General features: G+C 62.1%; 23 protein-coding genes and 2 tRNA genes. 7 read left to right on the top strand and 18 right to left on the bottom strand.

Going from position 1 to position 26,653, the window contains the following annotated elements:
• Positions 1–29 precede the first annotated feature (29 nt).
• Together carB and greA are read left to right on the top strand one after the other, a co-directional pair.
• Entirely contained in the window at positions 30–3,353 is a 3,324-nt protein-coding gene (gene carB / locus QOL62_RS04960) for a carbamoyl-phosphate synthase large subunit (protein WP_283405405.1), read from the top strand.
• 117 nt (positions 3,354–3,470) lie between these two features.
• Positions 3,471–3,947, top strand: a complete 477-nt coding sequence (gene greA / locus QOL62_RS04955; protein WP_103729839.1) for a transcription elongation factor GreA — start codon at positions 3,471–3,473, stop codon at positions 3,945–3,947.
• A gap of 65 nt (positions 3,948–4,012) precedes the next feature.
• Here greA and QOL62_RS04950 read toward each other — a convergent pair whose 3' ends face one another.
• From QOL62_RS04950 to QOL62_RS04930, 5 genes are all read right to left on the bottom strand, one after another.
• Positions 4,013–4,234, bottom strand: a complete 222-nt coding sequence (locus tag QOL62_RS04950) for a DUF4170 domain-containing protein (RefSeq protein WP_103729838.1) — start codon at positions 4,232–4,234, stop codon at positions 4,013–4,015.
• A 132-nt stretch (positions 4,235–4,366) separates the two neighbouring features.
• Positions 4,367–4,915 (bottom strand): hypothetical protein, encoded by a 549-nt coding sequence (locus tag QOL62_RS04945; RefSeq protein WP_103729837.1) that lies wholly within the window; start codon positions 4,913–4,915, stop codon positions 4,367–4,369.
• Positions 4,916–4,926: 11 nt separating this feature from the next.
• Complete coding sequence (locus tag QOL62_RS04940) at positions 4,927–5,220, bottom strand: hypothetical protein (protein ID WP_103729836.1); 294 nt, start codon at positions 5,218–5,220, stop codon at positions 4,927–4,929.
• 16 nt (positions 5,221–5,236) lie between these two features.
• Entirely contained in the window at positions 5,237–5,614 is a 378-nt protein-coding gene (locus QOL62_RS04935; protein ID WP_283405404.1) for a phage holin family protein, read from the bottom strand.
• A gap of 27 nt (positions 5,615–5,641) precedes the next feature.
• On the bottom strand, positions 5,642–6,121 hold the full coding sequence (locus QOL62_RS04930; protein WP_103729835.1) for a hypothetical protein: 480 nt from the start codon (positions 6,119–6,121) through the stop codon (positions 5,642–5,644).
• 189 nt (positions 6,122–6,310) lie between these two features.
• On the opposite strand from QOL62_RS04930, the gene eno reads away from it, so the two are divergent.
• Complete coding sequence (gene eno / locus QOL62_RS04925; protein WP_283405403.1) at positions 6,311–7,597, top strand: phosphopyruvate hydratase; 1,287 nt, start codon at positions 6,311–6,313, stop codon at positions 7,595–7,597.
• 55 nt (positions 7,598–7,652) lie between these two features.
• Here the strand turns inward: eno and QOL62_RS04920 are convergent, their stop codons facing one another.
• The 7 genes from QOL62_RS04920 to QOL62_RS04890 all read right to left on the bottom strand — a co-directional run bounded on the left by QOL62_RS04920 (position 7,653) and on the right by QOL62_RS04890 (position 13,584).
• Positions 7,653–8,219: a helix-turn-helix domain-containing protein gene (locus QOL62_RS04920; protein WP_103729833.1), complete on the bottom strand. Its 567-nt coding sequence runs from the start codon at positions 8,217–8,219 to the stop codon at positions 7,653–7,655.
• Positions 8,220–8,396: 177 nt separating this feature from the next.
• A complete protein-coding gene (locus QOL62_RS04915) occupies positions 8,397–8,561 on the bottom strand; it encodes a hypothetical protein (protein ID WP_158250674.1) in 165 nt (54 codons plus the stop codon).
• 338 nt (positions 8,562–8,899) lie between these two features.
• Entirely contained in the window at positions 8,900–9,322 is a 423-nt protein-coding gene (gene ribH, locus QOL62_RS04910; RefSeq protein ID WP_103729832.1) for a 6,7-dimethyl-8-ribityllumazine synthase, read from the bottom strand.
• On the bottom strand, positions 9,323–10,636 hold the full coding sequence (ribB, locus tag QOL62_RS04905) for a 3,4-dihydroxy-2-butanone-4-phosphate synthase (protein WP_103729887.1): 1,314 nt from the start codon (positions 10,634–10,636) through the stop codon (positions 9,323–9,325).
• A 57-nt stretch (positions 10,637–10,693) separates the two neighbouring features.
• Complete coding sequence (locus QOL62_RS04900) at positions 10,694–11,497, bottom strand: crotonase/enoyl-CoA hydratase family protein (protein WP_283405402.1); 804 nt, start codon at positions 11,495–11,497, stop codon at positions 10,694–10,696.
• Between the two features lie 109 nt (positions 11,498–11,606).
• Positions 11,607–12,440, bottom strand: a complete 834-nt coding sequence (locus QOL62_RS04895; protein ID WP_283405401.1) for a coniferyl-alcohol dehydrogenase — start codon at positions 12,438–12,440, stop codon at positions 11,607–11,609.
• 157 nt (positions 12,441–12,597) lie between these two features.
• Positions 12,598–13,584 (bottom strand): YihY/virulence factor BrkB family protein, encoded by a 987-nt coding sequence (locus QOL62_RS04890; RefSeq protein WP_233203995.1) that lies wholly within the window; start codon positions 13,582–13,584, stop codon positions 12,598–12,600.
• Positions 13,585–13,853: 269 nt separating this feature from the next.
• Here QOL62_RS04890 and QOL62_RS04885 point away from each other — a divergent pair, with 269 nt between their 5' ends.
• Genes QOL62_RS04885 through QOL62_RS04870 form a run of 4 tightly spaced genes read left to right on the top strand, consistent with a single transcriptional unit; the run spans position 13,854 to position 20,915 of the window.
• Positions 13,854–16,082 carry an autotransporter assembly complex protein TamA gene (locus QOL62_RS04885; RefSeq protein ID WP_283405479.1) on the top strand — a complete coding sequence of 743 codons (2,229 nt, stop codon included), beginning with the start codon at positions 13,854–13,856 and terminating at the stop codon, positions 16,080–16,082.
• A 26-nt stretch (positions 16,083–16,108) separates the two neighbouring features.
• On the top strand, positions 16,109–20,344 hold the full coding sequence (locus QOL62_RS04880; protein ID WP_430438268.1) for a translocation/assembly module TamB domain-containing protein: 4,236 nt from the start codon (positions 16,109–16,111) through the stop codon (positions 20,342–20,344).
• Positions 20,344–20,544, top strand: a complete 201-nt coding sequence (locus QOL62_RS04875) for a hypothetical protein (protein ID WP_103729827.1) — start codon at positions 20,344–20,346, stop codon at positions 20,542–20,544. The genes QOL62_RS04880 and QOL62_RS04875 overlap by 1 nt, the downstream gene beginning before the upstream one ends.
• 56 nt (positions 20,545–20,600) lie before the next feature.
• Positions 20,601–20,915 (top strand): PilZ domain-containing protein, encoded by a 315-nt coding sequence (locus QOL62_RS04870; RefSeq protein ID WP_283405399.1) that lies wholly within the window; start codon positions 20,601–20,603, stop codon positions 20,913–20,915.
• 29 nt (positions 20,916–20,944) lie between these two features.
• On the opposite strand, the gene QOL62_RS04865 is transcribed toward QOL62_RS04870, so the two are convergent.
• The 6 genes from QOL62_RS04865 to mreD form a co-directional block, all read right to left on the bottom strand.
• Complete coding sequence (locus QOL62_RS04865) at positions 20,945–21,952, bottom strand: alcohol dehydrogenase catalytic domain-containing protein (RefSeq protein WP_283405398.1); 1,008 nt, start codon at positions 21,950–21,952, stop codon at positions 20,945–20,947.
• Positions 21,953–22,365: 413 nt separating this feature from the next.
• Positions 22,366–22,441 (bottom strand) — tRNA-Lys (locus QOL62_RS04860).
• 287 nt (positions 22,442–22,728) lie between these two features.
• A tRNA-Lys gene (locus QOL62_RS04855) sits at positions 22,729–22,804 on the bottom strand.
• Between the two features lie 104 nt (positions 22,805–22,908).
• Complete coding sequence (gene rodA / locus QOL62_RS04850; protein WP_103729824.1) at positions 22,909–24,021, bottom strand: rod shape-determining protein RodA; 1,113 nt, start codon at positions 24,019–24,021, stop codon at positions 22,909–22,911.
• Entirely contained in the window at positions 24,018–26,108 is a 2,091-nt protein-coding gene (mrdA, locus tag QOL62_RS04845; protein WP_283405397.1) for a penicillin-binding protein 2, read from the bottom strand. Before mrdA ends, rodA begins: the two co-directional genes overlap by 4 nt.
• Positions 26,105–26,653: a rod shape-determining protein MreD gene (mreD, locus tag QOL62_RS04840; protein ID WP_283405396.1), complete on the bottom strand. Its 549-nt coding sequence runs from the start codon at positions 26,651–26,653 to the stop codon at positions 26,105–26,107. Before mreD ends, mrdA begins: the two co-directional genes overlap by 4 nt.

Here is a 26,653-nt window from a genome sequence, read left to right as displayed (position 1 = left end):
CAAGACACTCAGGACACCCAGGACAGCCAATGCCAAAGCGCACAGACATTTCCTCGATCCTCGTTATCGGTGCCGGCCCGATCATCATCGGACAGGCCTGCGAGTTTGACTACTCGGGGACTCAGGCGATCAAGGCGCTCAAGGAAGAGGGCTACCGGGTTGTCCTGGTGAACTCCAACCCCGCGACGATCATGACCGATCCGGACATGGCGGACGCGACATACGTCGAGCCGATCACGCCCGAAGTCGTGGCGCGCATCATCGAGAAGGAGCGCCCGGATGCGGTACTCCCCACGATGGGCGGGCAGACGGCGCTGAACTGCGCGTTGGCGCTCTTCAATGACGGCACGCTCGACAAGTTCGGGGTGAAGATGATCGGCGCCGACGCCGATGCCATCGACAAGGCGGAGGACCGTCAGCGCTTCCGCGATGCGATGGACAAGATCGGACTGGAAAGCGCGCGTTCCGGTGTGGCCCACAGCCTTGATGAGGCTTTCGAGGTGCTGGAGCGTACCGGCCTTCCTTCCATCATCCGTCCGAGCTTCACACTCGGCGGAACCGGTGGCGGCATCGCATACAACAAGGCCGAGTTCGAGGCGATCGTACGCTCGGGCCTCGACGCTTCTCCCACCACAGAGGTTCTCATCGAGGAGTCTTTGCTCGGCTGGAAGGAGTACGAGATGGAGGTCGTGCGCGACAAGCACGACAACTGCATCATCATCTGCTCCATCGAGAACGTCGATCCGATGGGTGTCCACACGGGCGACTCCATCACCGTAGCCCCTGCGCTGACGCTGACGGACAAGGAATACCAGATCATGCGCACGGCCTCGATCGAGGTCCTGCGAGAGATCGGCGTCGAGACGGGTGGTTCGAACGTGCAGTTCGCCGTCAATCCCCAGGACGGCCGCCTGATCGTGATCGAGATGAACCCGCGCGTGTCGCGTTCCTCGGCCCTCGCGTCGAAGGCAACGGGCTTCCCGATCGCCCGCGTGGCGGCCAAGCTGGCAGTGGGTTACACGCTCGACGAGATCATGAACGAGATCACCGGGGCGACTCCGGCAGCGTTCGAGCCGACCATTGACTACGTCGTGACGAAGATCCCGCGCTTCGCCTTCGAGAAGTTCAAGGGCGCCAAGAATGAACTGAGCACGGCGATGAAGTCGGTCGGCGAAGTCATGGCCATCGGACGCAATATCAAGGAGTCGATGCAGAAGGCTCTGCGCGGGCTTGAGACCGGTCTCGACGGGTTCAACCGCGTAACCGCTCTGGAAGGCGCAGGCCGGGACATGATCACGGCCGCCCTGTCCAAGCGGACGCCCGAGCGGCTGCTCAATGTCGCGCAGGCCATGCGCGAGGGCTTCACCGTGGACGAGGTCCACGCGATCACGCACTATGACAAGTGGTTCCTGCGCCACATCGAAGAGATCATCGCTGAGGAATCGAAGATCCTGGAAGCCGGTCTGCCCAATGACGCGCAGGGGCTCCGCAGGCTCAAAGCCATGGGCTTCTCGGACAAGCGTCTGGCGACGCTGGCGGTCCGCTCGGTGGGTGTGGCCGGAGGTCTAGGCGAAACTCAGGCCAAGCGGTCAGGGCTTCTTCATGACGCTCTTCGCGCGATGGCGGGTGCAACCAGCGAGAAGGAAGTCCGCCAACTGCGCCGCAAGCTCGGTGTAACGCCCGTTTTCAAGCGGATCGACTCCTGCGCGGCCGAATTCGAGGCGGTCACCCCGTACATGTACTCGACGTACGAGAGCCCGATCTTCGGCGAGCCGGAAGACGAGGCGATGCCGTCGGACCGGAAGAAGATCGTCATCCTCGGCGGTGGCCCCAACCGCATCGGTCAGGGCATCGAGTTCGACTACTGCTGCGTACACGCCTGCTTCGCTCTTGCCGAAGCCGGCTACGAAACCATCATGGTCAACTGCAACCCGGAGACGGTGTCCACCGACTATGACACGTCCGACCGTCTCTACTTCGAGCCGCTGACGGCCGAAGACGTGCTCGAAATCCTGCGTGTTGAGCAGCAGAAGGGTGAACTCGTCGGCGTCATCGTGCAGTTTGGTGGCCAGACTCCGCTGAAGCTTGCGCAGGCCCTAGAGGATGAGGGCATCCCCATCCTCGGCACCTCTCCGGACGCGATTGACCTTGCAGAGGACCGCGAGCGTTTCTCCGCCCTCGTAGACAAGCTCGGTCTCAAGCAACCGGCCAACGGTATCGCGCGCAGCCGCGACGAGGCCGTCGCTGTCGCCAACCGGATCGGTTATCCCGTGCTTATGCGCCCCAGCTACGTGCTGGGCGGCCGCGCAATGGAAATCGTCGATAGCGAGCAGCAACTCGATGACTACATCACGACGGCGGTGCAGGTCTCGGGCGACAGTCCAGTCCTCATCGACCAGTACCTGCGTGACGCCATCGAGTGCGACGTCGATGCGCTTTGCGACGGTGAGCGCGTGGTGGTGGCCGGCGTCATGCAGCACATCGAAGAGGCGGGGATTCACTCGGGCGACAGCGCCTGTACTCTTCCTCCGTACAGCCTTTCGGCAGAAGTCATAGCCGAGATGGAACGTCAGGCGGAAGCGCTCGCCTTTGGACTGGGCGTCCGTGGTTTGATGAACATCCAGTTCGCGTTGAAAGATGGGGAGGTGTACCTCATCGAAGTCAATCCTCGTGCGTCACGCACGGTGCCTTTCGTCGCCAAGGCGATCGGCCAGCCGGTGGCGAAGATCGCCGCGAGAGTCATGGCGGGCGAGAAGCTGGATGCCTTCCCGCCGTTCAAGCGGGATCTTCCCTACATGGCGGTCAAGGAGGCGGTATTCCCCTTCGCTCGGTTCCCGGGCGTCGACCCTGTCCTCAGCCCGGAAATGAAGTCCACGGGCGAAGTCATGGGTATCGATGCCAATTTCCCGTTCGCCTTCGCCAAGGCGCAGCTCGGGGCCAGCATGAAATTGCCGGTGGAAGGGACGGCCTTCGTCTCCGTAAAGGACAGCGACAAGGCAATCATTCTCCCTGCCGTTCGCACGCTGGTGGAGCAGGGCTTCCGGATTGTAGCCACGGCAGGCACGCAGAAGTACCTGGCAGAGGCCGGGTTGCCCGTCGATCTGGTCAACAAGGTTGCAGAAGGACGCCCGCACATCGTGGACAAGATCGTGGATGGCGAGATCGCGTTGATCTTCAATACCACCGAAGGCTGGCAGAGTTTGGTGGACTCCCAATCGATCCGGGCCTCGGCGCTCACCGGCAAGGTGCCGATCTTCACCACGGCGGCGGCAAGCGCGGCGGCGGCGGAAGCAATTGCGGCTATCCGCGGGAGCAAACTTGAAGTGCGCTCGTTGCAGGACTACTATAGCTGAGTTCGATCTTGCCTCCCTACATCGCTGCAGATCGCTCCGGCCGAAAGGTCGGAACAGGAGACTAGTCGCAAGACAGGTCCGGCGGCAGGGGGAGGCAACAGGAGGAAGTAGATAAGAATGGCAAGTGTCGAAAAGCTGCCGATGCTCGCGGAAGGCTACGAGAGGCTGACCGCCGATCTGAAGGCGCTGCGCGAAGAACGTCCCAAGGTCGTGGATGCGATCGAGGAAGCGCGTGCCCACGGTGATCTTTCCGAAAATGCCGAATACCACGCGGCCAAGGAACGTCAGGGCCAGATCGAAGCCACGATAGCCGATCTTGAAGACAAGATCACCCGCGCCCAGATCATCGACCCGACGTCGCTGTCCGGTGATAAGGTGATCTTCGGCGCTACCGTCACTCTGCTGGATGATGACGAGAAGCCGGTGAAGTATCAGATCGTCGGTCCCTACGAGGCTGACGCGAAGGTTGGGCGCATCAGCTATAATTCGCCGCTCGGCAAGGCCCTCATCGGGCGCAAGGTTGATGAGGAAGTCGAAGTTACCGTGCCTTCGGGGGACAAATTCTACCTGGTTCAGAAGATCGAATTCGTCTGATTTTTACGGGTCAGACTAAGAAAAAGGCCGGCTTTCGCCGGCCTTTTTTGTTTCTGGAAGCTCGATCAAGCGTCCGGCAGATCCGGTTCCAGAAGACGGTGCAGATGCACGATCACGTACTTCATTTCGGCATCGTCAACAGTGCGCTGAGCCGCCGACTTCCACGCGTCCTGGGCTGATGCGTAGTCAGGAAAAACGCCGACGAGGTCGAGCTCCTTGAGGTCCACGAACTCCAGGCTGCGCGGGTCCTTGACCCGGCCGCCCATGACGAGATGAAGCTTCTGCATGTGAAAGAGCCGCTTTCTTTATAGGGAGGATGGCGGCGATATAATTTTAGCAGGGGCAGGGGGCAAGTGCGCAACATGCATCCTGTCCGCAGAATAAGAGAACCTCGGCACCTGCCGCATCCCTTTTCAGGCCTACGTGCGCTTTTTCAAATCCTCGACGAAGTGCAGAACCTTTGCAGATCGATCGGCAGCTACGTCGCCAACGCGATGCGCGGCATCCGCAGCCGCATCACCGAAACGACTGGCACGCTTTGCCGTTGCACGGCCAAGGGTTCCGGCTGTGGCGGCCGCGGCAAGACCATACTTCTCAAGGTTATGAACGGCAACGTCGCCCGCCTTCTCGGCCGCTTCGGCGAATCTTGCCGCCTGCCGGCGGGTATCCACTCCCAGATCGTGCGCGTGCGAGCCCATTTGCCGGCCCAGCGCCACGCTCGCGGTTGCTGCTGTTTCCGCCAACCCCGTAGCCTTGTTCACAATGCGTCGGCGAACCCGACGCGGGAGGAGCGCGCTCACGGCGACACCAAGAGCTATGCCGCCGGCGACCGTCAACGCGGGGTGCTTCCTCACGAAAGCGGCAACCTTCTCGGAAGGGCGCTGCTCGGTCGGCCGTGGAGCAAGGGCTACAACGTTAGAGCCGGGAAGGGCCTCTGCACCTTCACCTGCGGGATCGGTGTTGCTCATGGAACCTCTCCTTACTTTGAGACGCGGTTCACAAGATCATGAACCAGACGCATTACGGGATCACGCACAAACCAGATCACGATAGCGACCAAGGTTCCCCCCACTGCGGCAGGGTGTTCCTCAACGACGGCGACGGCTTCATCGAAGACCGCCTGCGCCTGCTCCATCGCCTCGTCAGCGATACGGCCGCCAACGCCGCGATCGGCCAGATCCGCCTTGAAGGCCTGATAGTGGCCTTCAAACTGTGCCTTTGCCGCGTCGCGCGCGACGCGGTCTGCCATGACTTGCGCTGCCAGATTCGGCATTACCCTCGTCCCTCGTTCAGTTCCTGGTGCCGATGATGGCCATCATCCGCTTCAATCGTGCGCGCGCGTTGAAAGCACTGATGATCGCAATCGCCAGAAGCAGGCCGGTCACCACCGCCATGGCGCCCCAGGGGCCGATCAGCGGACCGAGTGCTATCACGGTTCCTACGATGAACGCCATCATCGCAAAGAACGCCACCACAGCCGCAACCACCAGCAGAAGCGCGATTGTCCGGCTTTCCGTGCCGGCATAGGCGGCACGGGATTTCTGATAGGCAAGTTCAGCCTGAGCCAGTGTTTTCGCTTCGTCTGCCAGTTGACGCAGATCCTGCGCCAACGACAGGTTATGGTGGTCTTCCGCCACGGCGGCGAGCGAGGGTACGGGCTCGTGCACGGGGTGTGTCAGGCCAGCCAATTGACGTTACTTGCCCTTGAACAAGCGAGCCAGCACGAAGCCGGTCGCCACCGCCATGCCCACTGCAAGGCCCGGGCTCTTGCGAACGAACTCGCGCGCTTCCTCACTCAGTTCGTCGAGCGACTTCTCGTCCAGCCGGGTGCCGGCATCAGCGAGTGTTTTCGAGGCGCTGCGGACGTACTCACCGTACTTGGCGCCCACCTTCTCGTCGATCAGACCGGCGTTCTCATCGATCAGGCGCGACAGGCCGACGATTGCCTGGCTTGCCTTGGCCTTGCCGTCTTCCGCATAACCGGTCGCCTTGACCTTCGCGTCGGACGCGAAAGCATTGGCCTTGTCCCGGGCATCACCGCTGCGGGTCTTGCATTCGCTGGTGAGTTCGCCGGCAAGAGCCTGTGCTCCAGCCTTGGCTTCTTCTACGGCCTTGCTGAAGTGATTCTTGGCGTTTTCGGAGCCAGTTCCGGTGGAGGTGGTGGGGTCTACCATGCGGTTATCCTTCCTATTCTGCCTCTTGCACATGCAACCGTAAGCGCAAACTTGTCCTAGGCGATGTGCGGACAGAGTAACACAACTTCTAGTCCCTGCTGCAACGCAACTTGTCACATGAAGTTCCCCTGCTAAGACCGCCTCCGGACGGAAAGCGCGCTATGCGCCCGAACGAGGAGACCTGCTTCAATGACCGCGATCATCGACATCCACGGCCGGGAAATACTGGACAGCCGCGGCAACCCCACCGTTGAAGTGGACGTGCTGCTGGAAGATGGCAGCTTTGGCCGGGCCGCGGTGCCGTCGGGCGCATCCACGGGCGCGCACGAAGCAGTCGAACTGCGGGATGGCGATCAGGCCCGGTACCTGGGCAAGGGCGTCTTGAAGGCTGTCGATGCGGTCAACACTGAGATCGCCGAAGCGCTTGTGGGCTACGATGCGGAAGACCAGCGCGACCTCGACCTGGCGATGATTGAACTCGACGGCACGGAGAACAAGGCTCGCCTCGGTGCGAACGCGATCCTCGGCACCAGTCTTGCGGTCGCAAAGGCTGCGGCGAATGCGCGGGGGCTGCCGCTCTATTCTTACATCGGCGGCGTTTCCGCGCACGTGCTGCCGGTTCCGATGATGAACATCATCAACGGCGGCGAACACGCGGACAATCCGATCGATTTCCAGGAATTCATGATCATGCCCGTTGGGGCGGATTCGCTGGCCGAAGCTGTGCGTTGGGGTGCGGAGATCTTCCATACTCTCAAGAAGGGGCTTCATGAAAAAGGCCTCGCCACCGCTGTGGGGGACGAGGGCGGTTTCGCGCCGAACCTCGCCAGCACGCGGGACGCTCTCGATTTCGTCATGGCTTCCATTGAGAAGGCCGGCTTCAAGGCGGGTACGGACATCCATCTGGCGCTCGATTGCGCATCGACCGAGTTCTTCCGGAACGGCAAGTACGAGATCAGCGGCGAAGGGCTTTCGCTGGAGCCGACGGCTTTCGCCGATTACCTGGCGGATCTTTGCGCAGCTTATCCGATCATCTCGATAGAAGACGGCATGAGCGAGGATGATTTCGAAGGTTGGAAGGCCCTGACCGACAAAGTCGGCGGCAAGGTGCAACTCGTTGGTGACGATCTCTTTGTGACAAACCCGAAGCGTCTCACCATGGGGATCGAAAAGGGGCTGGCAAACTCGCTGTTGGTGAAGGTGAACCAGATCGGTTCTCTCACCGAAACGCTCGAAGCTGTTTCGATCGCCAACCGCAACGGCTACACGGCGGTCATGTCGCACCGCTCGGGTGAAACCGAGGATGCGACCATCGCTGATCTCGCGGTCGCCACCAACTGCGGGCAGATCAAGACCGGGTCGCTTGCCCGCTCCGACCGGCTTGCCAAGTACAACCAGCTCATTCGCATCGAAGAAGAGCTGGGCAAGGCGGCGCGCTACGCAGGCCGTAGCGCTTTCGGCCGCCTGAGCATCTGAACCATCGAAGCGGGTGACCGGCGCCACGGAGCGGCCTGGTCACCTGCCACCCTCATCAGCGGTGCCCGATGCTTGCCTTTGCTGTATCGTCCAGCAGCACGACCGAGCGGGATGCTGAAGAAAAATACTCGAGCATCGCGGCATAGCCGCGTGCGCTCAGCTTGACGTAGACGCGGCGAGCGTCGGCAGGATCGGCCTCGCGGACGAGAAGCCCCTGTTTTTCGAGTATCGTAATCCAGCGCAGAGCGGTTGTGGATGGAACGGCCGAGCCGATGCACGCGCTGGTGACGGAGACGCGTCGCCGCTCCTTGGCTGCGATGAAGAGGTCCAGCAGAATATCCCAGGCCGGTTCACCAAAAAGCTCTTCGGAGCGGAAGATCTTCGTGCGTCGTCTCCGATCGTCATAGTTTTGCCGCGCAAGTTCAACCCAGATGGGATGATCCTGGCAGGCTCGCGTCCTCGCCTCTTCGGAGGCTTCGCCGTTCGCTGCGGGATGATCCAGCAGGACCGCGCGGCTTTCTCCGATTTCTAGCTCACGCGCCATGGCCAGCAGTTCGTTGGCTACCCCGATCAGGCGAATAGCCTTTGCCCGGTTGCGCATAAGCTGGTCTCTGTTCTCCATCAGTTAGGATCACCAGAAGCGGGCCACGTAAACCTTGATGCCAAGGCACGTGGCAGTTGTCCCCATGTGGCGTGAACGTCCCCAAACCGCAGCCGTCAGGCTGGCCCCTGTGATTTGTCTACTTCATCCGCCACACAGTAAGCATAGGCAAACATCCGCATGTCCGTCTTGCGCAGGCTAATCCGAACCGGAGGTTTCTGGAGGTAAATTGTACTCGCGACTCAGGGCTTCGATCGCTGCGTCTAGATGTGCGGGCGCAAAGAGGGCGCCGAGTGCCTGCATACGGTCGAGAACCGACTTCATGTCCTCGACGAGCGACTTCGCTAGTGCTTCCTTATTCACTCAAAATTCTCCAGCCGATGACTGTCTTCAGCCACCGCGCCCATTGCCATGAGCCATGATTTGCGACCGGTCAGTGAACCTGACCCTTGATTCTGACGATTTAATGTCCGTTTCAGAGTAAAAACGAAAGTGTGGTGAAGCGTTACCGCCTTCGATCCCATTGTCGAACCGGATCTGCACATCTTTCATGAAGGACGCGAGAGGGAATCAATTCGTCTCTACGCCGCTTATACTTACCGGAGCGTGTATTCATCGTTGAAAGATAGTAGGTGTATTTGCGTAGTACTCCGGTCCGCTCGCCGCTCTGCAATGGCAGTACGGCGAGCGAAGAGGCGGCGTCAGGCGCCGAATCGTTCCTTCAGTGCGTGCAATGCGATTGCGGCCTTGGCGGCTTCGCCGCCCTTGTCCTTCTGCGCGGCGTCGGCTCGTACAAGCGCCTGATCCTCATTCTCGACCGTGAGGATGCCGTTGCCGATGGCGATCCCATCCATCGTCAGTGCCATAATGCCGCGAGCGCTTTCACCGGCCACGATCTCGAAATGGTACGTCTCTCCACGGATGACCACGCCGATGGCCACGTAGCCGTCATAGTCGCCCGTGGTCTCCGCCAGCGAGATGGCGGCCGGTATCTCCAGTGCGCCCGGAACCGTGATGACGTCCGCCGTGTGACCGGCCTGCTTCAGGGCCGCCTTGGCGCCTGCGATCAAGAGGTCGTTGAGGTGGTTGTAGAAGCGGGCTTCAACGATGAGAAAACGCGCCATTCAGTTTGATCCTTCAGAAGCCGGGGCCGTGATAGCGCGCTCGCCGACGATGTTCAGGCCGTAGCCCTCCAGGGCTACCAGGGAGTGATGAGTGTTGGTCAACAGGATCATGTCATGGATGCCGAGCTCCGCAAGGATCTGGGCTCCGACACCATAATCGCGCAGCTCTTCGAGGTCCGGGTTGCCGCCGTCGCGAAATTCACGCTTGATTTCGATCGAGCGCGAGATGAGGTTGTTCATTGGCCGGCTGATTACGACGATGACGCCGGAGCCTTCTTCAGCGATCATGTTCATGGAACGCTGCAGCAATTCGGAACGGTCGCCGATATCCTCGCCAAAGATGTCGGCGAAGAAGGACAGGGTGTGCATGCGGACCATCGTCGGCTTGGTCGGATCGATGCGGCCCTTGACGAGGGCGACAGTCTCGTCCCCGGTTGCGCGGTTATAGTAGGACCGTGCGACCCAGTCCCCGCCATAACGGGAGTGAAACGCCAGCTCATTGCGCTTTTCGATCATGCGATCATGGCGGCGGCGGTAGGCGATCAGGTCGCGGATCGTTCCAATCTTGAGATCGTGCAGGCGCGCAAAGCCGATGAGGTCATCCATGCGCGCCATCGTGCCGTCCTCCTTCATGATCTCGCAGATCACGCCAGAGGGGTTGAGCCCAGCCAGGCGCGAAATGTCGACCGCGGCCTCGGTGTGCCCGGCGCGGACCAGAACGCCGCCATCGCGGGCACGCAGCGGGAACACGTGGCCCGGCGTCACGATGTCGTTCCGGGTCTTCGTGCCGTCGATCGCGACCGAAATGGTGCGCGCCCGATCGCCTGCGGAAATACCCGTCGTCACGCCTTCGCGCGCTTCAATGGAAACCGTAAAGGCCGTCTCATGACGCGTGCCGTTGTTCTGGCTCATGAGGTTGAGACCCAGTTCGTCCACGCGCTGGCTGGTGATGGCGAGGCAGATGAGGCCGCGGCCGTGGGTTGCCATGAAATTGATGGCGGAGGGCGTGGCCATCTGCGCCGGGATGATCAGGTCGCCCTCGTTCTCCCGATCCTCGTCATCGACGAGGATGAACATGCGGCCATTCCGCGCTTCGTCGATGATTTCCTCGATCGGGACGAGCACTTCGCGGTCATCGTTGGCCAGCAGAACGCGCTGGAGCTTGCCGAGAGTCTCGGCAGTCGGATTCCAGTCGGCTTCAGTGCAGTCCCGCAAGGTGTTGGCATGAAGCCCTGCCGCGCGTGCGAGGCTTGCCCGGCTCATGCCGCCATCGGTTATCAGCCGTCGCACCTGATCAATCACATCGGAAGCCATTGCAATGTCCAATCACACATTATGATGTGAGACGGCTAGGCTTTCATCACATTTTGATCAAGAGCCTTTGAACTTGGGTGACCGTTTTTCGAGGAAAGCGGCCACAGCTTCCTCGTGGTCTTCGGTCGCATGCGCAGCGGCCTGCATCGCGGATGCCATTTCCAAAAGGCTGGCGAGATCCACTCGGCGCCCCTCCCAAAGGAGGCGTTTCGTCATCCGGACGGCGTGGGGTGGATTGACGGCGATGCGGCGGGCGAGGCTTCGTGCCTCCTCCAGCAAAGTCGCGTCCGGGACGACACGACTGACGAGTCCGCAGGCCAGAGCCTCATCCGCGTCGATCGCGTCCCCGGTAAGGGCCATTTCGGCCGCTTTGGTCCATCCGATCACACGCGGCAGGAGCCACGATCCGCCATCGCCTGCGATCAGGCCCAGCTTTACGAAGCTCTCCGCAAAGCGCGCGCTCTGTCCGGCTATGCGCAGGTCGCACATGCAGGTCAGATCACAGCCTGCTCCGACGGCGGCGCCATTTACGGCTGCGATGACGGGAACTTCGAGGCGGGAAAACGCAAGAGGAAGCCGCTGGATGCCACGTTTGTAGGCAAGGCGGGTCGCCGCCGCAGTCCCCGCGTTCAGCGCGCCACCCGGCCTCATCTCCTTGATGTTGCCGCCGGAGGAGAAGCTTTTGCCTGCACCGGTGAGGATCGCGACGCGGGCACGCGAGTCGGCCTCAAGTCGCTCCAGGCTGGCGAGCAGGGCATCTATCACTTGCATATCCGAGATCGGATTACGCAGTTCAGGGCGATTCAGCGTGAGCAGGACGATCCCGTCGTCATCGCAATCGTACAATACGGCATCGGTCATTCATCGGCCTCCGCAGCGGGCAGGCTGGTCCTTTAGCATGGTGGCGCCCATGCAAAAGAGCCGGGCGGCACAGGCCACCCGGCTTTTTGGACGTCGGGATGCGAAAGCGTCAGGCGTCCTGCTTCTTCGCGCCCATCATCTTGCTGATATCCACCTGCCCTGTGGCGAGGCCACCCATGAAGCCACCATCGACCGGTAGAACCACGCCGTTCACGACGCCAGCCAGGTCGGAGTTGATGAGGATCAGCGGTCCTGCCTGCTCTTCGGGAGTCGTGTACCGGCCGAGCGGCTCTGCGGCAGCATCCACTACGTCCTTGCCGGACGTCGCGTGGAAGGTCGCCATCATCGGGGTCTGCGTGGGTGAGGGGAGGGAGCAGTTGATCCGTATGCCCTTTTTGATGAGTTGCGCGCCCATGAACTGAGTCCACACGATGACCGCCTCCTTCGAGAAAGCGTAGCCTTCGCTCACCTGGTCCGCGTTCGCTTCACACCATTCAAGTCCCGCCTGAAATCCCTGGGTCGCAAGAAGCTGCATGTGCACGGGTATGCGGCGGCTCCACCCCAGCCCGCCCGTCGACGCGATAGAGACGATGGCGCCCTTGTCACCCATGAGAGGAATGACTTGTTCGGTGAGATGGCGCGTACCCAGAAAGTTGACCTTCATCGTGTCCATCGAGGGAAACCCGCCCCCGCCGGGAAGGCCCGCGCAGTTGAACAGCGCGTCGATCTTGCCGCCTACGCCTGCGACGGCGGCTTCAAGGCTGCCGGGATCGCGCAGGTCGATCTTCGTGAAGGATGCCATTGGCACCGTGCTTTCCTTGAAATCGAAACCATGGACTTCCGCCCCCAGCTCGACGAGCAGCTTTGCGGCGGCTTCACCCATGCCGGAGAAGCAGCCGCTGACGATCACGCGCTTGCCCTTGTAGCCGAGAACATCACTCATCCTATCGATCCTCTCATTGGGGGCGGGAGTGGGCCCGACCTGCCGTTCGTGCAGGTTAGCTACGGCGGGTCAGGGCAGGGGTTCAACTGCCCGGAACGCTTATCGCGGGCACGATGCGGTGAGCCGCCGTCGCTGCCCACCGCTTCGGCCTCCGGCTTTAGGGACTGCCGTCTGCGCGTGTGCGCTCCGCGTGCGCCCGGTGGCGCTTGCGCTTGTCGAGCTGATGGATGGTGGGGACATTGTCGTCAATGACATCGGCAAGTGCCGCGCCGCGCTCTCCTGCGGGGCGAGGTGGCCCGGCCGTCGTGTCACAGAAGGTCTGTCGTTCGATCTCGGCGTTGAGCAACGCACCCAGGAGGATGCCGTAGGCGGAAAGAAACAGCCACATGAGAAAGACGACGACGGCCGAGAGCGAACCGTAGGTGGCGTTGTAGTCGCTTATGTAGGCAACGTAGAGCGAGAAGCCAAACGAAACGGCCAGCCACAGAAGCGTGGCGAGCAGCGCACCCGGGATGAGCCATCGCCACTTGGCCGGCCTGCGATCCGGGCCGTAGCGCATGATAAGGGCGAAGCCGGCGCTGCCGAGCGCGATCGCGGCAGCCCAGGTGAGCCACTTGAAGAGGAACTGCGTCGATTCTCCGAGGAAGGTCGTGGTCTGCATCTGCAGCCACGCGAACACGACACCGGACAAGCCGCCCGTGATCGCCAGGAGGATCGCCGCCAGCGTGAGCCCGCCTGTACGCATGGTCAGCGCAAAGAGGTTACGGGTTTCGCGCTCCTCGTTGATGATGTTGAGGGCACTCACCATGCCCCCCGCCGCGCGCATGCCGCCATAGATGGCGAATACAAGGGCGATGATGAGGGCAAGACCGGTCACCCCGGAATTAGTGGAGATGATGCGCAGCAACTGTTCTTCAAGGAGCCGTGCAACGTCGGGTGGCACGACATCGACGAGGCTGGCGATCTGCTTACGTACCATTCCAACGTCCGCGACAAGTCCGTAGACCATGACAGTCGCCGCGATCAGTGGGGTCAAGGCAAGGAAGGTGTAGAAGGCGAGGCCTGCCGACAGCAGGCCAAGCTCATGGAAGCCGATCATGACCCAGACTCGCTTCAGCACCCGTGCCCAGGCCGCGCGGGGCATGTTCCAAGGAGCCTGTGCGTCGCTGCCCGGGACCGGCTTTGCCCCTCCCTTTGTGTCTGCGCCTTGTATGTTATTCATGGTTCCCCTGTGTGAACAAGGGAACTTTCGTTGTACTAAGGAGATACGCAAATTCAGGAGGGGCCGTTAAAGTCGGCCTGGAGAAGGGGTAATTCGCTGCAGTGTCCATGTTCAGGCTAATCAACCACCCGCCGTATCGTTCCAATCTTCGCCGGAACGGATGCGCGGCAGGCGCGGTGGCGGTGGTACTCATGCTTGCAGCCCAGTCGGGAGCGGCGCGCGCGCAAGCCGCGCCTGCTTCCCAGCCCGAGCAGATGGCCGGAACGCAGACTGCAAACGGAACAGGTGCGACGCTGGAAGCCGGCAACGTTCCCGTTCCCCCTCCACCCGCCACCTCGGCCCTGCCCCAGGTCGAGCCAGTCATAACGGATGAGGAGTTCAATTCCTCGGTCCCCACTCTGGATGGATCCGGAGATCCCGAACTCGACAAACCGCTAGAGACGATTGAAGCGTTCGAACGGCGGTTGGCCGAACAGCAGGCCGACGCGGAGCCCACCGCCGGCCAGGCTCCTCCTGCCGGTGACCCGGCCCTTGCGGATCAGGATGCAGTGGAGGAAATCGGCGATACGCCCATTCGCGACGCCGAGCTTACTGCACCCCTGCCGCCCCTCGACCAGTTTGAGATCACGCCGGTCCAGATTGCTGAAGAAGACGGTGAAGACACCGATCTGGAAGTCCGATACCGGGTCGATCTGAAGGGGCTCGAACTCGCGGACAACGAAACCGAGGCGAGCCTGGAGGATGAATTCGAATCCCTTTCCGCTCTGAAGGAAGGTGATGGAAAGGCGACGAATACCGCCATGATCTCCGCCAGACTGACTGAGGACAGCCAGCTTCTCGAAACAGTGCTGGCGGCGGAAGGGTGGTACAGTCCGGTCATCCGCACGCGGCTCGATCCCCCGGCGCAGGAGGGCGACAATGCGCTTAACGCGGTCATCCAGGTCAACCCGGGCAAGCGTTACGTGTTTTCCGACGTCATCGTGAACGCCGATCCTACAGTACCGCCCGATCTGATTGCCTCAAATTTCCCGCTCAAGATCGGAGAGCCGATCGTGGCCGAGCGGGTGCAGGGCGCCGAGGCCCGTGTAGCCGTTGCTCTGCCGGAGAATGGCTATCCCTTCGCCACCGTGGGACAGCGCGATATCCTTCTCGATCAGGATGACGGAACGGGCGTTTACACCCTTCCGGTTACCGTCGGGCCGCGAGGCCGCTTCGGCGGTTTCACCACGGACGGTGATCTGGCGTTCGGCGCGGATCACATCCAGGTTCTTGCACGCTTCAAACGCGGAGAGCTCTACGACAGCCGGAAGGTGGATGATCTTCGCAGGGCGCTGGTGGCGACCAGCTTGTTCTCGACCGTATCCGTGGAGGCGCAGAAGACGGGTGAACCCGTTGGAGACGGCACGGAGTACGTGACGCTTCACGTCAAGCAGGAGGCCGGGCCGCCGCGCACGATCGCGGGTTCCGTCGGCTACGCTGCGGGCGAGGGTATCACCGCTCAGGCCACCTGGACGCATCGCAACATGTTCCCGCCTGAAGGCGCGCTGATCGCCCACGCCATCGCCGGCACGCGGCAGCAGGGCGCGGGCGTGACGTTCCGCCGCTCCAACGCCGGCAAGCGCGACCGCACCTTTGAAGTGGTGGCAGAGGGGTTCCACAACGATTACGATGCGTACAGCGCGTACACCGGCCGCCTGGCGGCGCGCATCGCTCGCGATTCCACGCCTATCTGGCAGAAACGCTACACGTACGCGTTCGGTGTGGAACTCCTCGCCACCGCCGAAACGGATTACGATGCCACCACTAACAGTCGCAAACGTCGGACCTATTATGTAGCGGGTCTCAATGGCCAGGTCGGCTTCGATACTTCAAATGATTTGTTGAACCCTACCAAGGGCTATCGGTTCACCGCGCTGGTGCAACCCGAAGCGACTGTGCGCGGCGGTTTCGATCCGTACGTGCGTGCGCGGCTGGATGCCTCCACTTACGTTCCGCTGGGCGACAACTTCGTGGTGGCGGGTCGGCTGCGCTTCGGCACGATCCAGGGCGCCGGCCTGTTCGATATCGCCCCATCACGTCGGCTCTATGCGGGCGGCGGCGGTTCGGTCCGCGGGTTCGCCTATCAGGCCCTTGGAGAACAGGCGCCGGACGGGAGCCCGGTCGGCGGCCGCAGTCTCAATGAAGGATCGATCGAGGCGCGTTACCGCTTCGGCAATTACGGAGTCGTCGCCTTCGTGGATGCGGGTCAGGCGTATCGGCAGACGACGCCTCGATTCAATGACCTGCGCTACGGCGTCGGCATCGGTGGGCGTTTCTATACCAACTTCGGGCCTATGCGTCTTGACGTCGCGACACCACTGAACCGCCGCCCGGGCGAATCACGCTTCAACATTTACGTGTCGATCGGGCAGGCGTTCTGATGGCTCACGAAGGGAACAGCGAGGGCATGGGGCCGAATACCGAAGCCGCAGATATCGAAGTGGTGGAAGCGCGTCCCTCGCGATGGCATCGTGTCAGGGTCCGGGCCGTCAAGACGCTGGCCTTCATCGTTCTTGGCGTCACTGCGTTCCTCGTAGCCCTCGTCCTCGGGATCAACACAGGGCCGGGGCGCCGTTTCGTAGCCGATCAGATCGCCGCGCTCGAATTCGAGAACGGGATGCGCATCTCGGTCGCGCGGATCGACGGGTCACTGTATGGCAAGATGATTCTGCGGGGCCTTTCCGTCCGCGATCCGCGCGGCGAGTTCCTCTACTCCCCCGAAATCCACGTGGACTGGCGCCCGTTCGCCTATCTCGAAAACCACGTCGACGTACGCAGCGCGACAGCGCAGCGGGTGGTTCTGCGCCGCACGCCGCACTTCCGCGAAACGCCGCCCAGCGACGCTCCCCTGTTACCCGACCTCGACATCGACATCGGTGATCTTCGCATCGATCGCTTCATCGCTGAGGCGCCGGTTTCCGGTGAACGCCGCATCATGACCGTTGCCGGGCGGGCGCACATTGCGGACGGCCGGGCGCAGGTCAACGCGAAGGGCGGAACGATAGCGATCAACGGCAAGGGCGGGGGCGATCGCTTCACGGCGGTTCTCGATGCGGTGCCGGAGCGCAACCGCCTTGACCTCGATGTCGATCTTGATGCTCCTGCAGGCGGTCTCATCGCAGGTCTTGCCGGTTTCACGCAGGCTGTGAAGCTCGACCTGAGCGGCAAGGGCGACTGGGCAGCCTGGAACGGAAGCCTCAACGCCAACCTCGGCACGGGCGAACTCGCCCGGCTGGCCCTCACCGCGCGGAACGGGACTTTCGTGATCAAGGGCGCCACGCGGGTGGCCCGGCTTTTCACCGGGCCGACCGCCAACCTGCTGGGCCCGGTCACCAACATCGATCTTACCGCTGCCTTCGAACAGCGCCGCGCGAAGCTCTCGGGGATGCTTTCGAGTGATGCCTTCAACCTGACGCCCGAAGGGGTCGTAGACCTCGGAGAGAGCCGCTTTGACGACCTGCGGCTCGCTTTCGTCCTGCTGAAGCCTTCCGCGATTGCCGAGAACCTGAGCGGTGCTGGGCTCGCCGCGAACCTGGCGCTCGACGGCGCTTTCACCACGCCTACCGTCAAGTACGAGCTTGTAGCCCGACGGATCATAATGAACGACATGGGTCTGGAGAACCTGTCTGCCAAGGGTGCCGCGAAAGTGGATGCCGAGCATATCATGATCCCGGTGGCTGCACGTGTCAGTCGGATCACCGGGCTTGATACCGTCGCCGGCGGCACTCTCGCGAATGTGACGCTGAATGGTGATCTGGCGATCGACGGCCCGCGCATCCTCTCGGACAACATGCACCTGCGTTCCGACCGCATCGATGCTGGGCTGATCCTGCTCGCTGACATGAGCAAGGGGCTCTACACCGGCGCTATCGACGGCAGGATCGACAATTATCGGCTCGACAGTGTCGGCATCTTCAACATCAGCACGAACATGGATCTCAAGACCGAGGGGCAGGGCTTCGCGCTGCAGGGCACCGTCCGTGCCCGCTCCACCCGGCTGCTGAACCAAAGCCTGCAGACCTACCTCGGCGGGAATTTCTCGGCCTCGTCCAACGTAAAGTACGGTTCGGATGGCGTCGTGCATTTCTCCGGTGTGCGCATGACTGCGCCTTTGCTGCGTGTGACCAGCGGACAGGGAAGCTGGTCACCCGACGGACGCATCGCGTTGGCGGCCAAAGGCAATTCCTCGCAGTATGGTGCGCTGGGGGTGCGCGTGACGGGGACCATCGCCAACCCGGATGCCTACGTCACCGCTGAGCGGCCGGGCCTCGGCATCGGACTTGCCAATCTCGACGCCCGGATCAAGGGTGCTCCGGGAGGCTATCGCCTGAACGCGAAGGGTGACACCGACTACGGTCCGTTGCGGGCGGATGTGACCCTTGGCCTCGGCAGGACGACATCTGTCCAGATCAACAGCGCGAACCTGTCGGGCGTAGACTTCGCGGGTCGGATCGCGCAGACGCCTAGCGGTCCGTTCGCCGGGCAGCTCACGGCCAACGGCAACGGCGTGGGCGGCCTGCTGCGGCTGGATGCCGAGGGCAAGTACCAGGCCGTGAACTTCAATCTGCGTGCGCGGAACGCCGTGTTTGATGGTCCCGCCAAGCTTGCGATAGGCTCGGCGATTATCGATGGACGAGCCATTCTGTACGACCAGCCCTATGTGGTTGCCGACGCGCAGATCGCGGGAACCAGCCTGGGCGCTGTCGATCTGGCAGCAGCCCGCGTCCTCGTGAACTATCGGGATGGGCGGGGTGCGGCAAAGGCACTTGTCGAAGGTGTGAGCGGTGTTCCGTTCCGTCTGGCTCTGAACGCGGACATGCAGCCGGAGCTCTGGCGCGTGGCCCTGCAGGGACGCGTGCGCGGCCTGGACGTACGGACATCGACGCCGGCCCGAATTATCCCCAAGGATGGCACTTACGAGCTTCTGCCGACGACGATCGCCTTCGGCGGCGGCAACGTGAAGCTGGCGGGAGAGTACGGTTCCGGTGTGAAGATCCAGAGCCGCATGGAGGGTGTTGATCTGGCCATCCTGAATGCCTTTGCTCCCGGCTACGGCATCGGTGGCAAGGTAAGCGGCAGCCTCGACTTCGAGCAGCCGACGTCGACCGCCTTCCCGCGCGCCGACGCTCGCCTCACTCTCACCAACTTCACCCGGACGAGTTCGTCGACGGTCAGCCAGGGCGTGGACGTCAACCTCGTCGGCAAACTGCTGGCCGATGGCGGCGAAGCGCGCGCCGTGTTCCGCCGGCGCGGCACGGTGATTGGACGCCTGGTCACGAGTCTTCGCCCGCTGCCTCCGGGGCAGGGCTCCTGGACTACCCGCTTGCTCGAAGCGCCTCTGGCAGGCGGCATTCGGTACAATGGTCCGGCTGAAACGCTCTTCTCCTTCGCGGGGCTTGCGGGGCAGACGCTGAATGGTCCGGTCGGTCTGGCGGCCGACTTCTCGTGCCGTGTGTCGGATCCGTGCATCAACGGCGTCGTTCAGGGCCGTGACGTGGTCTACGAAAACCAGGCTTACGGCACACGCCTTACGCGAATTGCATTCTCCGGCAAGTTCACCGGCAACTCGCTCGAACTGACATCCCTCACCGCGAGGGCGGGCGATGGCAGTGTCAGCGCAAGCGGCCGAGTGAGCCTTGCCGCCGATGCGGGCTACCCGATGGATCTGAGCGTCAAGCTAGACCGCGCCCGCCTCGCCCGCAGTGATGCCCTTTCGGCGACGGCGACAGGCGATCTTCGACTGACGAAGGCTGCAGGTGCGCCCGCACTTCTGTCAGGCGAGATCCGACTGCCCGAAACCCGCTATCAGATCGTGCGCGAGGGCGCGGCGCAGGTGCCACGCTTAACCGGCGTTCGCTTCAAGCCGCCCAAGGGGCCAAAGCGCATCACGGGTGATGAACCGGCGCCAACTGCGGCCAGCGCCTTCGGTCTCATCCGTCTTGATATTCGCCTTCGCGCCCCGGAAAAGCTGTACGTGTCCGGCATGGGCCTGGAATCGGAGTGGAGCGCGGACTTCGAGGTGACCGGTACCAGCGCAGCGCCATCGGTCGGCGGCGAGGTAGAACTGGTACGGGGCACCTTGGGCTTCGCAGGACGCTCCTTCGAGCTGACGGACGGGCAGATATCGTTCACAGGCGGCCAGACGATCGATCCGACAGTCCAGATCACCGCGACCGAGGACATTGAGGACGTGACGGTCAATGTGAACGTCACTGGGCGCGCGATGAACCCGCAGATCGACTTCTCTTCCACCCCGAGCTTGCCTGATGACGAAGTCCTGTCCCGAATTCTGTTCGGCAGTTCGATCGCCAATCTTTCGGCCCTGCAGGCAGTCCAGCTAGCGTCATCCCTCAACTCGCTGCGCGGCAGCGGAGGGGGCCTGAACCCGCTGGGTGAGCTGCGCTCTGCCGCCGGGATCGATCGGCTTCGCATCCTTGGCCCGGACGAGGCGAGCGGTCGTGGCACCGCAGTCGCGGCAGGTCAGTACCTGACGGACGACATCTACGTCGAGTTGATCACGGACGCCCGCGGCTTCACCGCCACGCAGCTTGAGGTCAGCGTGACGAAGTGGCTCTCCGTGCTCAGCCAAGCCGGCGGCTCGGGCGTCAACAGCCTCAACGTGCGCATCAGGAAGGATTACTGATGCGCCGGGCTTGGCCTCTGGCGCTTGCGCTTGCCCTGCTTGGCGGGTGTAAGCGCGAGCCTACCTTCGACGAGCGCTACGACGCAGCCAGCAAGACAATCGTGTCTCGTGCAAAGCAGATCGACGCCGAAGTCGCCGCCACGGGCGCGCCGACACAGGCAGTCGATCCCGCCGGCGAGGAACCCGTTGACGAACTCTGAAGCAGGCTTAACTTGAGAGGTGCCGCAAGGGGCATGGCCGGGGCAAAAGGGGCTTCATGATACTGGAAGGCAGCGATCACCGGCAGACGGCGCGTGGACCGGTGCTGCTTCAGGCGCGATGCCGCAAGTCCAGCTGGAGCGTCTTCCCGGTGGAGGTGGGCAACATCTCGAATGGTGGCTGCAGCATCTTCGGCAACACGGACAAGCTGGGAGTGGATGAGATGGTTCAGCTGACGTTCGCGAGTCTCAAAGGTATCGTGGCGGACGTACGTTGGTTGGGCAGCAACCAGGCGGGGATTGAATTTCGTGATCCGCTCGAAGACCACGTCGTTGAGGAGTTGCGGCGGACATACGGCCTCGTCTCCCGCTAAGGCTCAGGCAGGGCCGGCCCGATCCTCAATCACGTCATCGTGACGTGAACCTTGGTCTCCTGGTTGTCGGATCGCAGACGGTCCAATGTTCCCGGTAGATCGGCAAGGGGCACACAGTTCGTTACGATCGTCTTCGGGTCGACGTGACCTTTGTCCATCTGATCGGCTATATAGAGAAACTCCTTCATGGAGTATCCGACCAAGAACTGCAGGTTCACGCACTTGTAAGCGGCCAGCGCCGGTATCATCATGTCGGGCTTGGTGCAGAAGCCCAGCGAAACGACGCGGCCGAACGGCCCCGCGTGCAGGATGGCTTTGGCAAGCATTCCCTCCGCTCCGGCACATTCGAACACTACGTCCGCCGTTCCTCCCAACTTTTCAATGACTTCGGCCACGTCCTTGTCACCATAGGTGACGAAGTGATCAGCGCCCATCTGCAGCACGAGGGATGCGCGCCTCTCTGATCGTGAGAGCACGACGATCCGGCCGGCGCCAAGACGTCTAGCCCAATAGATCGCATAAAGCGCGACGGTGCCAGCCCCCAGCACCACCACGTTGTCTCCGGGCTGCATCCGTGCATGCCTGACGCCGTAGAGGCTTATCGCCAGAGGTTCGATCAGCGCCCCGTCCGTAAGTGAGAGCACCGAAGGCAGCTTGACCGCGAGCGATTCGGGAACCCGGGCAAACTCGGCAAAGCCGTGCATCAGACTGCCTTCGGCGGCTTGGCACAAGACGTTGTTCTGGTGTGCGCAGCCAGGGCAATGACCGCAAGCGACCGACGGGAGCACGGCTATCCGGTCGCCCACGGCAAGTCTTGAAACAGCGCGGCCGAGAGCGACGACTTCGCCAGCGTACTCGTGCCCGAACTGCGATCCGGGGGCGAAGTCCCATGCACCACCCTTCGTCATCGACAGATCGGTGCCGCAAATGCCGCAACGCGCCACCCTGATCAGCACTTCGCCCGGGCCGGGAGCAGGGTCGGGCAGACTTTCTATGAGGACGGGCGCTCCGTGTCCCGGATAGATAGCTGCCTTCATGCCTGTTCCCCCCGCTTCAATGTCACGACGGCATGGTTCTTGCCTTCGCTGCAGAGGGCCCACTGGCGGCAAACCAGCTTCACGTCCGTTCAGCGTTGACGCCTCATGATCGTCTTAGCCTAACGGAGTTCAAACTGATAGTATATACTATCTTACCGGGGGCGGTGACACGCGGTAAGGTGCCTCCTTTCAACCCCCTCGCACGGGTTTCCCTTGGGCCGGGCAAAGGCAACTTTCCCGATTTCGTCCCACTGCCTCACGGTAGAGACTGATGACGAAGCGCAGAAGGTGAGCCGAAGGTCCAGCGCGATCTGCCGAACGGTAGGTCGAGGAGCGCAGGACTATTCCCAAGGGGCAACCTGGGGCAATCCTTCCCGCTCAACCTAACGACAATTTATCGATCGGGGAAAAGGTGGTGGACGCACTTGGGCTCGAACCAAGGACCCGCTGATTAAGAGTCAGCTGCTCTACCAACTGAGCTATGCGTCCACACCGGCCTGATGCCGTGCCGGGGCTTGGTGTCGCCCGGTGAGGGCCCTCTAGATTCGACTCGCTTTTCACGCAAGGCTGGTCGAACCGCAAAGACGGATTTATCCACAGCTCGTATGGCGAAAAGGGCAGAAAGGAAGGCGCGGCGGAAATGGAATCGTGACAGAATCTGCGGATCTGAACGAATTGCTGCCGTGAAACAACAACGGGCAGTTATCACACCCGAAGGCCGCCCAGGGCGGAGACGGATATGATCCTGCTGTAGATTTCGAAGGGCGTAAAGAGGATGGTGGACGCACTTGGGCTCGAACCAAGGACCCGCTGATTAAGAGTCAGCTGCTCTACCAACTGAGCTATGCGTCCACGCTACCTGTCCTCGTAGGGCCTTGCGGCCCCGCCGATTCGGCGGCGGAGACGTCCCTATACAGAGGGTTTTTCAGTTTGGAAGCCCTAAGTGCGAAAAAAGATCACCTGAAGGATCCACGATCGCGATTCCAGCGGTGAACGGCCATGATGGTGCCCAGGCAGATCATGTTGGTGAGCATCGAAGTGCCGCCATGGCTCATGAACGGGAGGGGAATGCCCACAACGGGCGCCAGCCCCATGACCATCATCAGGTTGATCATGACGTAGAAGAACATGGTGGCCGTCATGCCGGCCGCGAGAAGGGAGGAGAAGCGATCGGGCGCCTGGCGAGCGACCCGCATGCCCCAGCCGAGAACCATTGCGAAAACGAACAGCACGAAGAGCCCGCCAGCAAGCCCCCACTCCTCCGACATCGTCGCGAACACAAAGTCGGTGTGCGGCTCAGGCAGGTACTGGAGGTGACTTTGCGTGCCGTTGCCAAAGCCTTTGCCGAAAATGCCACCCGATCCGATCGCGATCTTCGACTGGGTGATGTGGTACCCCGTTCCCAACGGATCGGCTTCCGGATCAAGAAACGTCAGGACGCGATTGCGCTGGTATTCGTGGAGCAGGGTGAAGAAGGCGATGGGAGCGATGATGACAAGTGCTCCTCCCGCGCTGAGGAACCACCATAGCGGCAGCCCGGCTAGGAACATTGTTACCACACCCCCGAAGCAGACGGCCGTTGCAGTCCCGAGATCAGGCTGAATGAGGACGAACAGGGCAGGCAGCCCGATCAGGACAGCAGCCGGCACCAGGCCACGCCAACTGGCCGTCATCGAGTGGGGGAGAGTCTCATAGAAGCGAGCAAGCACCAGCACGATCGCCGGCTTCATCAGTTCTGATGGCTGGAGCGTCATGAAGCCGAGGTTGAGCCAGCGCTGACTGCCTCCTCCAACAGCGCCGATCAGTTCAACCAGCACCAGCAGGACCAGAATAAGCGCATAGACAGGGTAGGCGGCCAGTCGGAACAGGTTCCGGCTCATGCGCGAAATGACGATAGCCATCACCATGAACACGCAGAAGCGGACCACGTGACTCAGGGCATAAGGCTGCAGCTTCCCGCCGGCTGCGGAGTAAAGGACCGCCGCGCCGAGGCCGACCAACGCAAACAGCGGGATCAGCATGGACCAGGGCTGCCGCGAAACGGCCTCGGGAACGATCGAGCGGTTCATGGCGTCTGTCCTGCAGCGGCGGGCGCCGCGGGCGGTGAGGAGGCCGGAGCCGGACTGGAAGCGGCGGCCTCGGGTTCGGGAGCGGGTGACTGCGCCTCGCTGATGGGCTGACGTGGATCGTCGCCCTGCGGCAATCCCTGAAATTTTCGCCGCTCTTCCTCTGGAGACACCTTGGGCGCGCCAACCCCGTATTCGGCCGAATAGGCGCGAAAGCGCGCGTCCAGCCGTTCCTTCGCGGTGCCGCCCCACTTCTTCTCAAGCTCGGTCAGCTTTGCCATTCCGAGTTCGCGATCGAAGATGTAGGTCAGGACGTCGCGTGCAATCGGGTAGGCTGCACCGGAGCCACCACCGTGTTCGACCACCACCGAGCAGGCATAGCGGGGATTTTCGGCGGGAGCAAAGCAGATGAAGTGCCCATGGTCGCGGTGCTTCCACAAGCCGCCCTTGCCGTTGCTGATGTGCAGCCCGACGACCTGAGCCGTGCCGGTTTTCCCCGCCAGCTTGATGTCAGGAAAAGGCAGCTTGGAGTTCGGAGCCGAACCCGGCCCGTTAGCCACGTCCGACATCGCTCGGCGTACGTACGCCAGATGCTCCTCGGGAACTCCCAGGGAGGGGACAGCATCCTGCTGATGCCCGTGGATGAGGCGGGGCATGATGATCCGGCCGCTTGCAATGCGGGACGCCTGGACCGCCTGCTGGAGGGGGTTAACCAGGAAATAGCCCTGGCCGATCGTCGCGTTGACGGTATCGAAGGTTTGCCATTCCTTCTTGTATTTCCGCAGCTTCCAGGCGGGATCTGGCACTGTGCCGTAAGACTGCCCGGCGACCGGCAACTCGAACTCCGCGCCAAGTCCAAGGCGGTGCGCCATTGCCGCGATGGGATCCATTCCGATCCGTTGTGCGAAGTGGTAGAAGTAGACGTCGCAGCTCTGATAGATGCCTTTGGCCATGTTGACCTGGCCATGGCCCCGCCGGTTCCAGCAGTGGAACACGCGATTGCCGACACGAAGTCCGCCGCCGCAGAAGACGCTTTCATCGGGATCCAGACCGGCTTCCATGAACGCAAGACCGACCATCGGCTTAACAGTGGAACCCGGCGGATACAGTCCGCGCAGAACCTTGTTCCGCAGAGGAACATGATCGTCGTCGGACAGCATCTTCCATTCGAGGCGGCCGATGCCATCGGAAAAGCTGTTGGGGTCGAAGCTCGGCATCGAGGCCATGGCGAGGAGGTCGCCGGTCCGGCAGTCCATCACGACGACGGCTGCGGACTCCGGACCGATGCGGCGGGCGGCATAGTCCTGAATGTCCGCATCGATGGTAAGCTTGATCGTCTTTCCCGGTACGTCTTCGCGGGTGTCGAGATCGCGGACAATGCGTCCTGACGCTGTGACCTCCACCCGACGGGCCCCCGGCTTGCCGCGCAGATCCTTTTCGAAGAACTTTTCGAGAGAATCCTTGCCCATCTTGTAGCCAGGCGTGATGAGAACGGGATCACGATCCTTCTCGAACTCTTCGGCCGATGCGGCGCCGACATACCCGATCAGATGGCCGACCGAAGGCCCTGTGGGATAATAGCGCGAATACCCACGCTGCGTCACCACGCCGGGAAGGTCAGGCAAGCGCACGCTGACGGCTGCGAAGCGCTCCCAGTCGAGCCGGGAGGCGACTTCGACCGCCGCAAATCCTCGTGCGCGCTCAAGCTTGTCCTCAAGATCCTGCATGGCGATCGGACCGAGCGAAAGCAGCCGGCCAAGCTCCGCGATTGTCCGGGCAGGATCCCTCATCCTTTCAGGAATGATGTCCACGCGAAAATCCGCTCTGTTCGAGGCGAGCGGGCGACCGTTGCGGTCGAGTATCCAGCCACGCCGGGGCGGTATGAGGGAAAGATTGACGCGATTGCTCTCGGCCTGAAGCTTGTACTTCTCGTTTTCGAACACCGAAAGATAAGCCATGCGGGTTGCCAGAAGGCAGCCGACGCCACCCTGGATGGCGCCCAAGACCACGGAGCGGCGATCGAAACTGTTGCGCAGGGTCCCCGCCGTAACGTGGGGGGGACGCAGCAGGCGCCGGAAATCAAACTTCATCGCATGTCCACAAAGGGCGTCAGCCGAACACGGTCCATCAGGGCCACGAAGCGCCCTACAAGCGGATAGCACATAACGGAGATGACAATCTGTGGCATGGTCGCGCGGACAGGTACGGAGGCGCCGGCAAGGTTGGAGATGCCCAGGCACAGGATGATATAGCCCACGATCAGTCCTATTGCCACCAACCACTCCGTTAGGAAGTTGCGCCAGGGGAGACGGTTCTCCACGTCATTGAGAACGATTGCAGCCAGCGACCAGAGGAGGACGGCCGTTCCATAAGGGGAGCCGGAGAAGAGATCCTCGAAGAGTCCGAGCGGGAGGCCGGCCCACATCGGCAGCAAACCGGGACGGACCTGCCGCCACGCAAGAAAGATGAGAAAACCAAGCGGCGGAAGAACCGGCGCCGAGGCGATCAGAAGCCAGTTCGGCACGAGACTTCCAAGCATGACGATGAACCAGGGCAACCCGCCCGCGATGATGCGGGAAGGCTTGCGGTTGATCCTCTGCCGCACCACCGTATCGTTGCCGGACAGCAGCGTCAC

It is taken from the genome of Novosphingobium panipatense (assembly GCF_900182875.1).
GTDB classification, from domain to species: domain Bacteria; phylum Pseudomonadota; class Alphaproteobacteria; order Sphingomonadales; family Sphingomonadaceae; genus Novosphingobium; species Novosphingobium panipatense.
Note: the sequence above shows the minus strand (reverse complement) of the source record. Positions and strands in the feature narration are given on the sequence as shown.

What these genes read in the sequence shown, in the direction of transcription:
- carB (WP_283405405.1), top strand. Translation starts at nt 30, where the DNA reads ATGCCAAAGCGCACAGACATTTCCTCGATCCTCGTTATCGGTGCCGGC.
- greA (WP_103729839.1), top strand. Translation starts at nt 3,471, where the DNA reads ATGGCAAGTGTCGAAAAGCTGCCGATGCTCGCGGAAGGCTACGAGAGG.
- QOL62_RS04950 (WP_103729838.1), bottom strand. Translation starts at nt 4,234, where the DNA reads ATGCAGAAGCTTCATCTCGTCATGGGCGGCCGGGTCAAGGACCCGCGC.
- QOL62_RS04945 (WP_103729837.1), bottom strand. Translation starts at nt 4,915, where the DNA reads ATGAGCAACACCGATCCCGCAGGTGAAGGTGCAGAGGCCCTTCCCGGC.
- QOL62_RS04940 (WP_103729836.1), bottom strand. Translation starts at nt 5,220, where the DNA reads ATGCCGAATCTGGCAGCGCAAGTCATGGCAGACCGCGTCGCGCGCGAC.
- QOL62_RS04930 (WP_103729835.1), bottom strand. Translation starts at nt 6,121, where the DNA reads ATGGTAGACCCCACCACCTCCACCGGAACTGGCTCCGAAAACGCCAAG.
- eno (WP_283405403.1), top strand. Translation starts at nt 6,311, where the DNA reads ATGACCGCGATCATCGACATCCACGGCCGGGAAATACTGGACAGCCGC.
- QOL62_RS04920 (WP_103729833.1), bottom strand. Translation starts at nt 8,219, where the DNA reads ATGGAGAACAGAGACCAGCTTATGCGCAACCGGGCAAAGGCTATTCGC.
- ribH (WP_103729832.1), bottom strand. Translation starts at nt 9,322, where the DNA reads ATGGCGCGTTTTCTCATCGTTGAAGCCCGCTTCTACAACCACCTCAAC.
- ribB (WP_103729887.1), bottom strand. Translation starts at nt 10,636, where the DNA reads ATGGCTTCCGATGTGATTGATCAGGTGCGACGGCTGATAACCGATGGC.
- QOL62_RS04900 (WP_283405402.1), bottom strand. Translation starts at nt 11,497, where the DNA reads ATGACCGATGCCGTATTGTACGATTGCGATGACGACGGGATCGTCCTG.
- QOL62_RS04895 (WP_283405401.1), bottom strand. Translation starts at nt 12,440, where the DNA reads ATGAGTGATGTTCTCGGCTACAAGGGCAAGCGCGTGATCGTCAGCGGC.
- QOL62_RS04890 (WP_233203995.1), bottom strand. Translation starts at nt 13,584, where the DNA reads ATGCCCCGCGCGGCCTGGGCACGGGTGCTGAAGCGAGTCTGGGTCATG.
- QOL62_RS04885 (WP_283405479.1), top strand. Translation starts at nt 13,854, where the DNA reads ATGCTTGCAGCCCAGTCGGGAGCGGCGCGCGCGCAAGCCGCGCCTGCT.
- QOL62_RS04880 (WP_430438268.1), top strand. Translation starts at nt 16,109, where the DNA reads ATGGGGCCGAATACCGAAGCCGCAGATATCGAAGTGGTGGAAGCGCGT.
- QOL62_RS04875 (WP_103729827.1), top strand. Translation starts at nt 20,344, where the DNA reads ATGCGCCGGGCTTGGCCTCTGGCGCTTGCGCTTGCCCTGCTTGGCGGG.
- QOL62_RS04870 (WP_283405399.1), top strand. Translation starts at nt 20,601, where the DNA reads ATGATACTGGAAGGCAGCGATCACCGGCAGACGGCGCGTGGACCGGTG.
- QOL62_RS04865 (WP_283405398.1), bottom strand. Translation starts at nt 21,952, where the DNA reads ATGAAGGCAGCTATCTATCCGGGACACGGAGCGCCCGTCCTCATAGAA.
- rodA (WP_103729824.1), bottom strand. Translation starts at nt 24,021, where the DNA reads ATGAACCGCTCGATCGTTCCCGAGGCCGTTTCGCGGCAGCCCTGGTCC.
- mrdA (WP_283405397.1), bottom strand. Translation starts at nt 26,108, where the DNA reads ATGAAGTTTGATTTCCGGCGCCTGCTGCGTCCCCCCCACGTTACGGCG.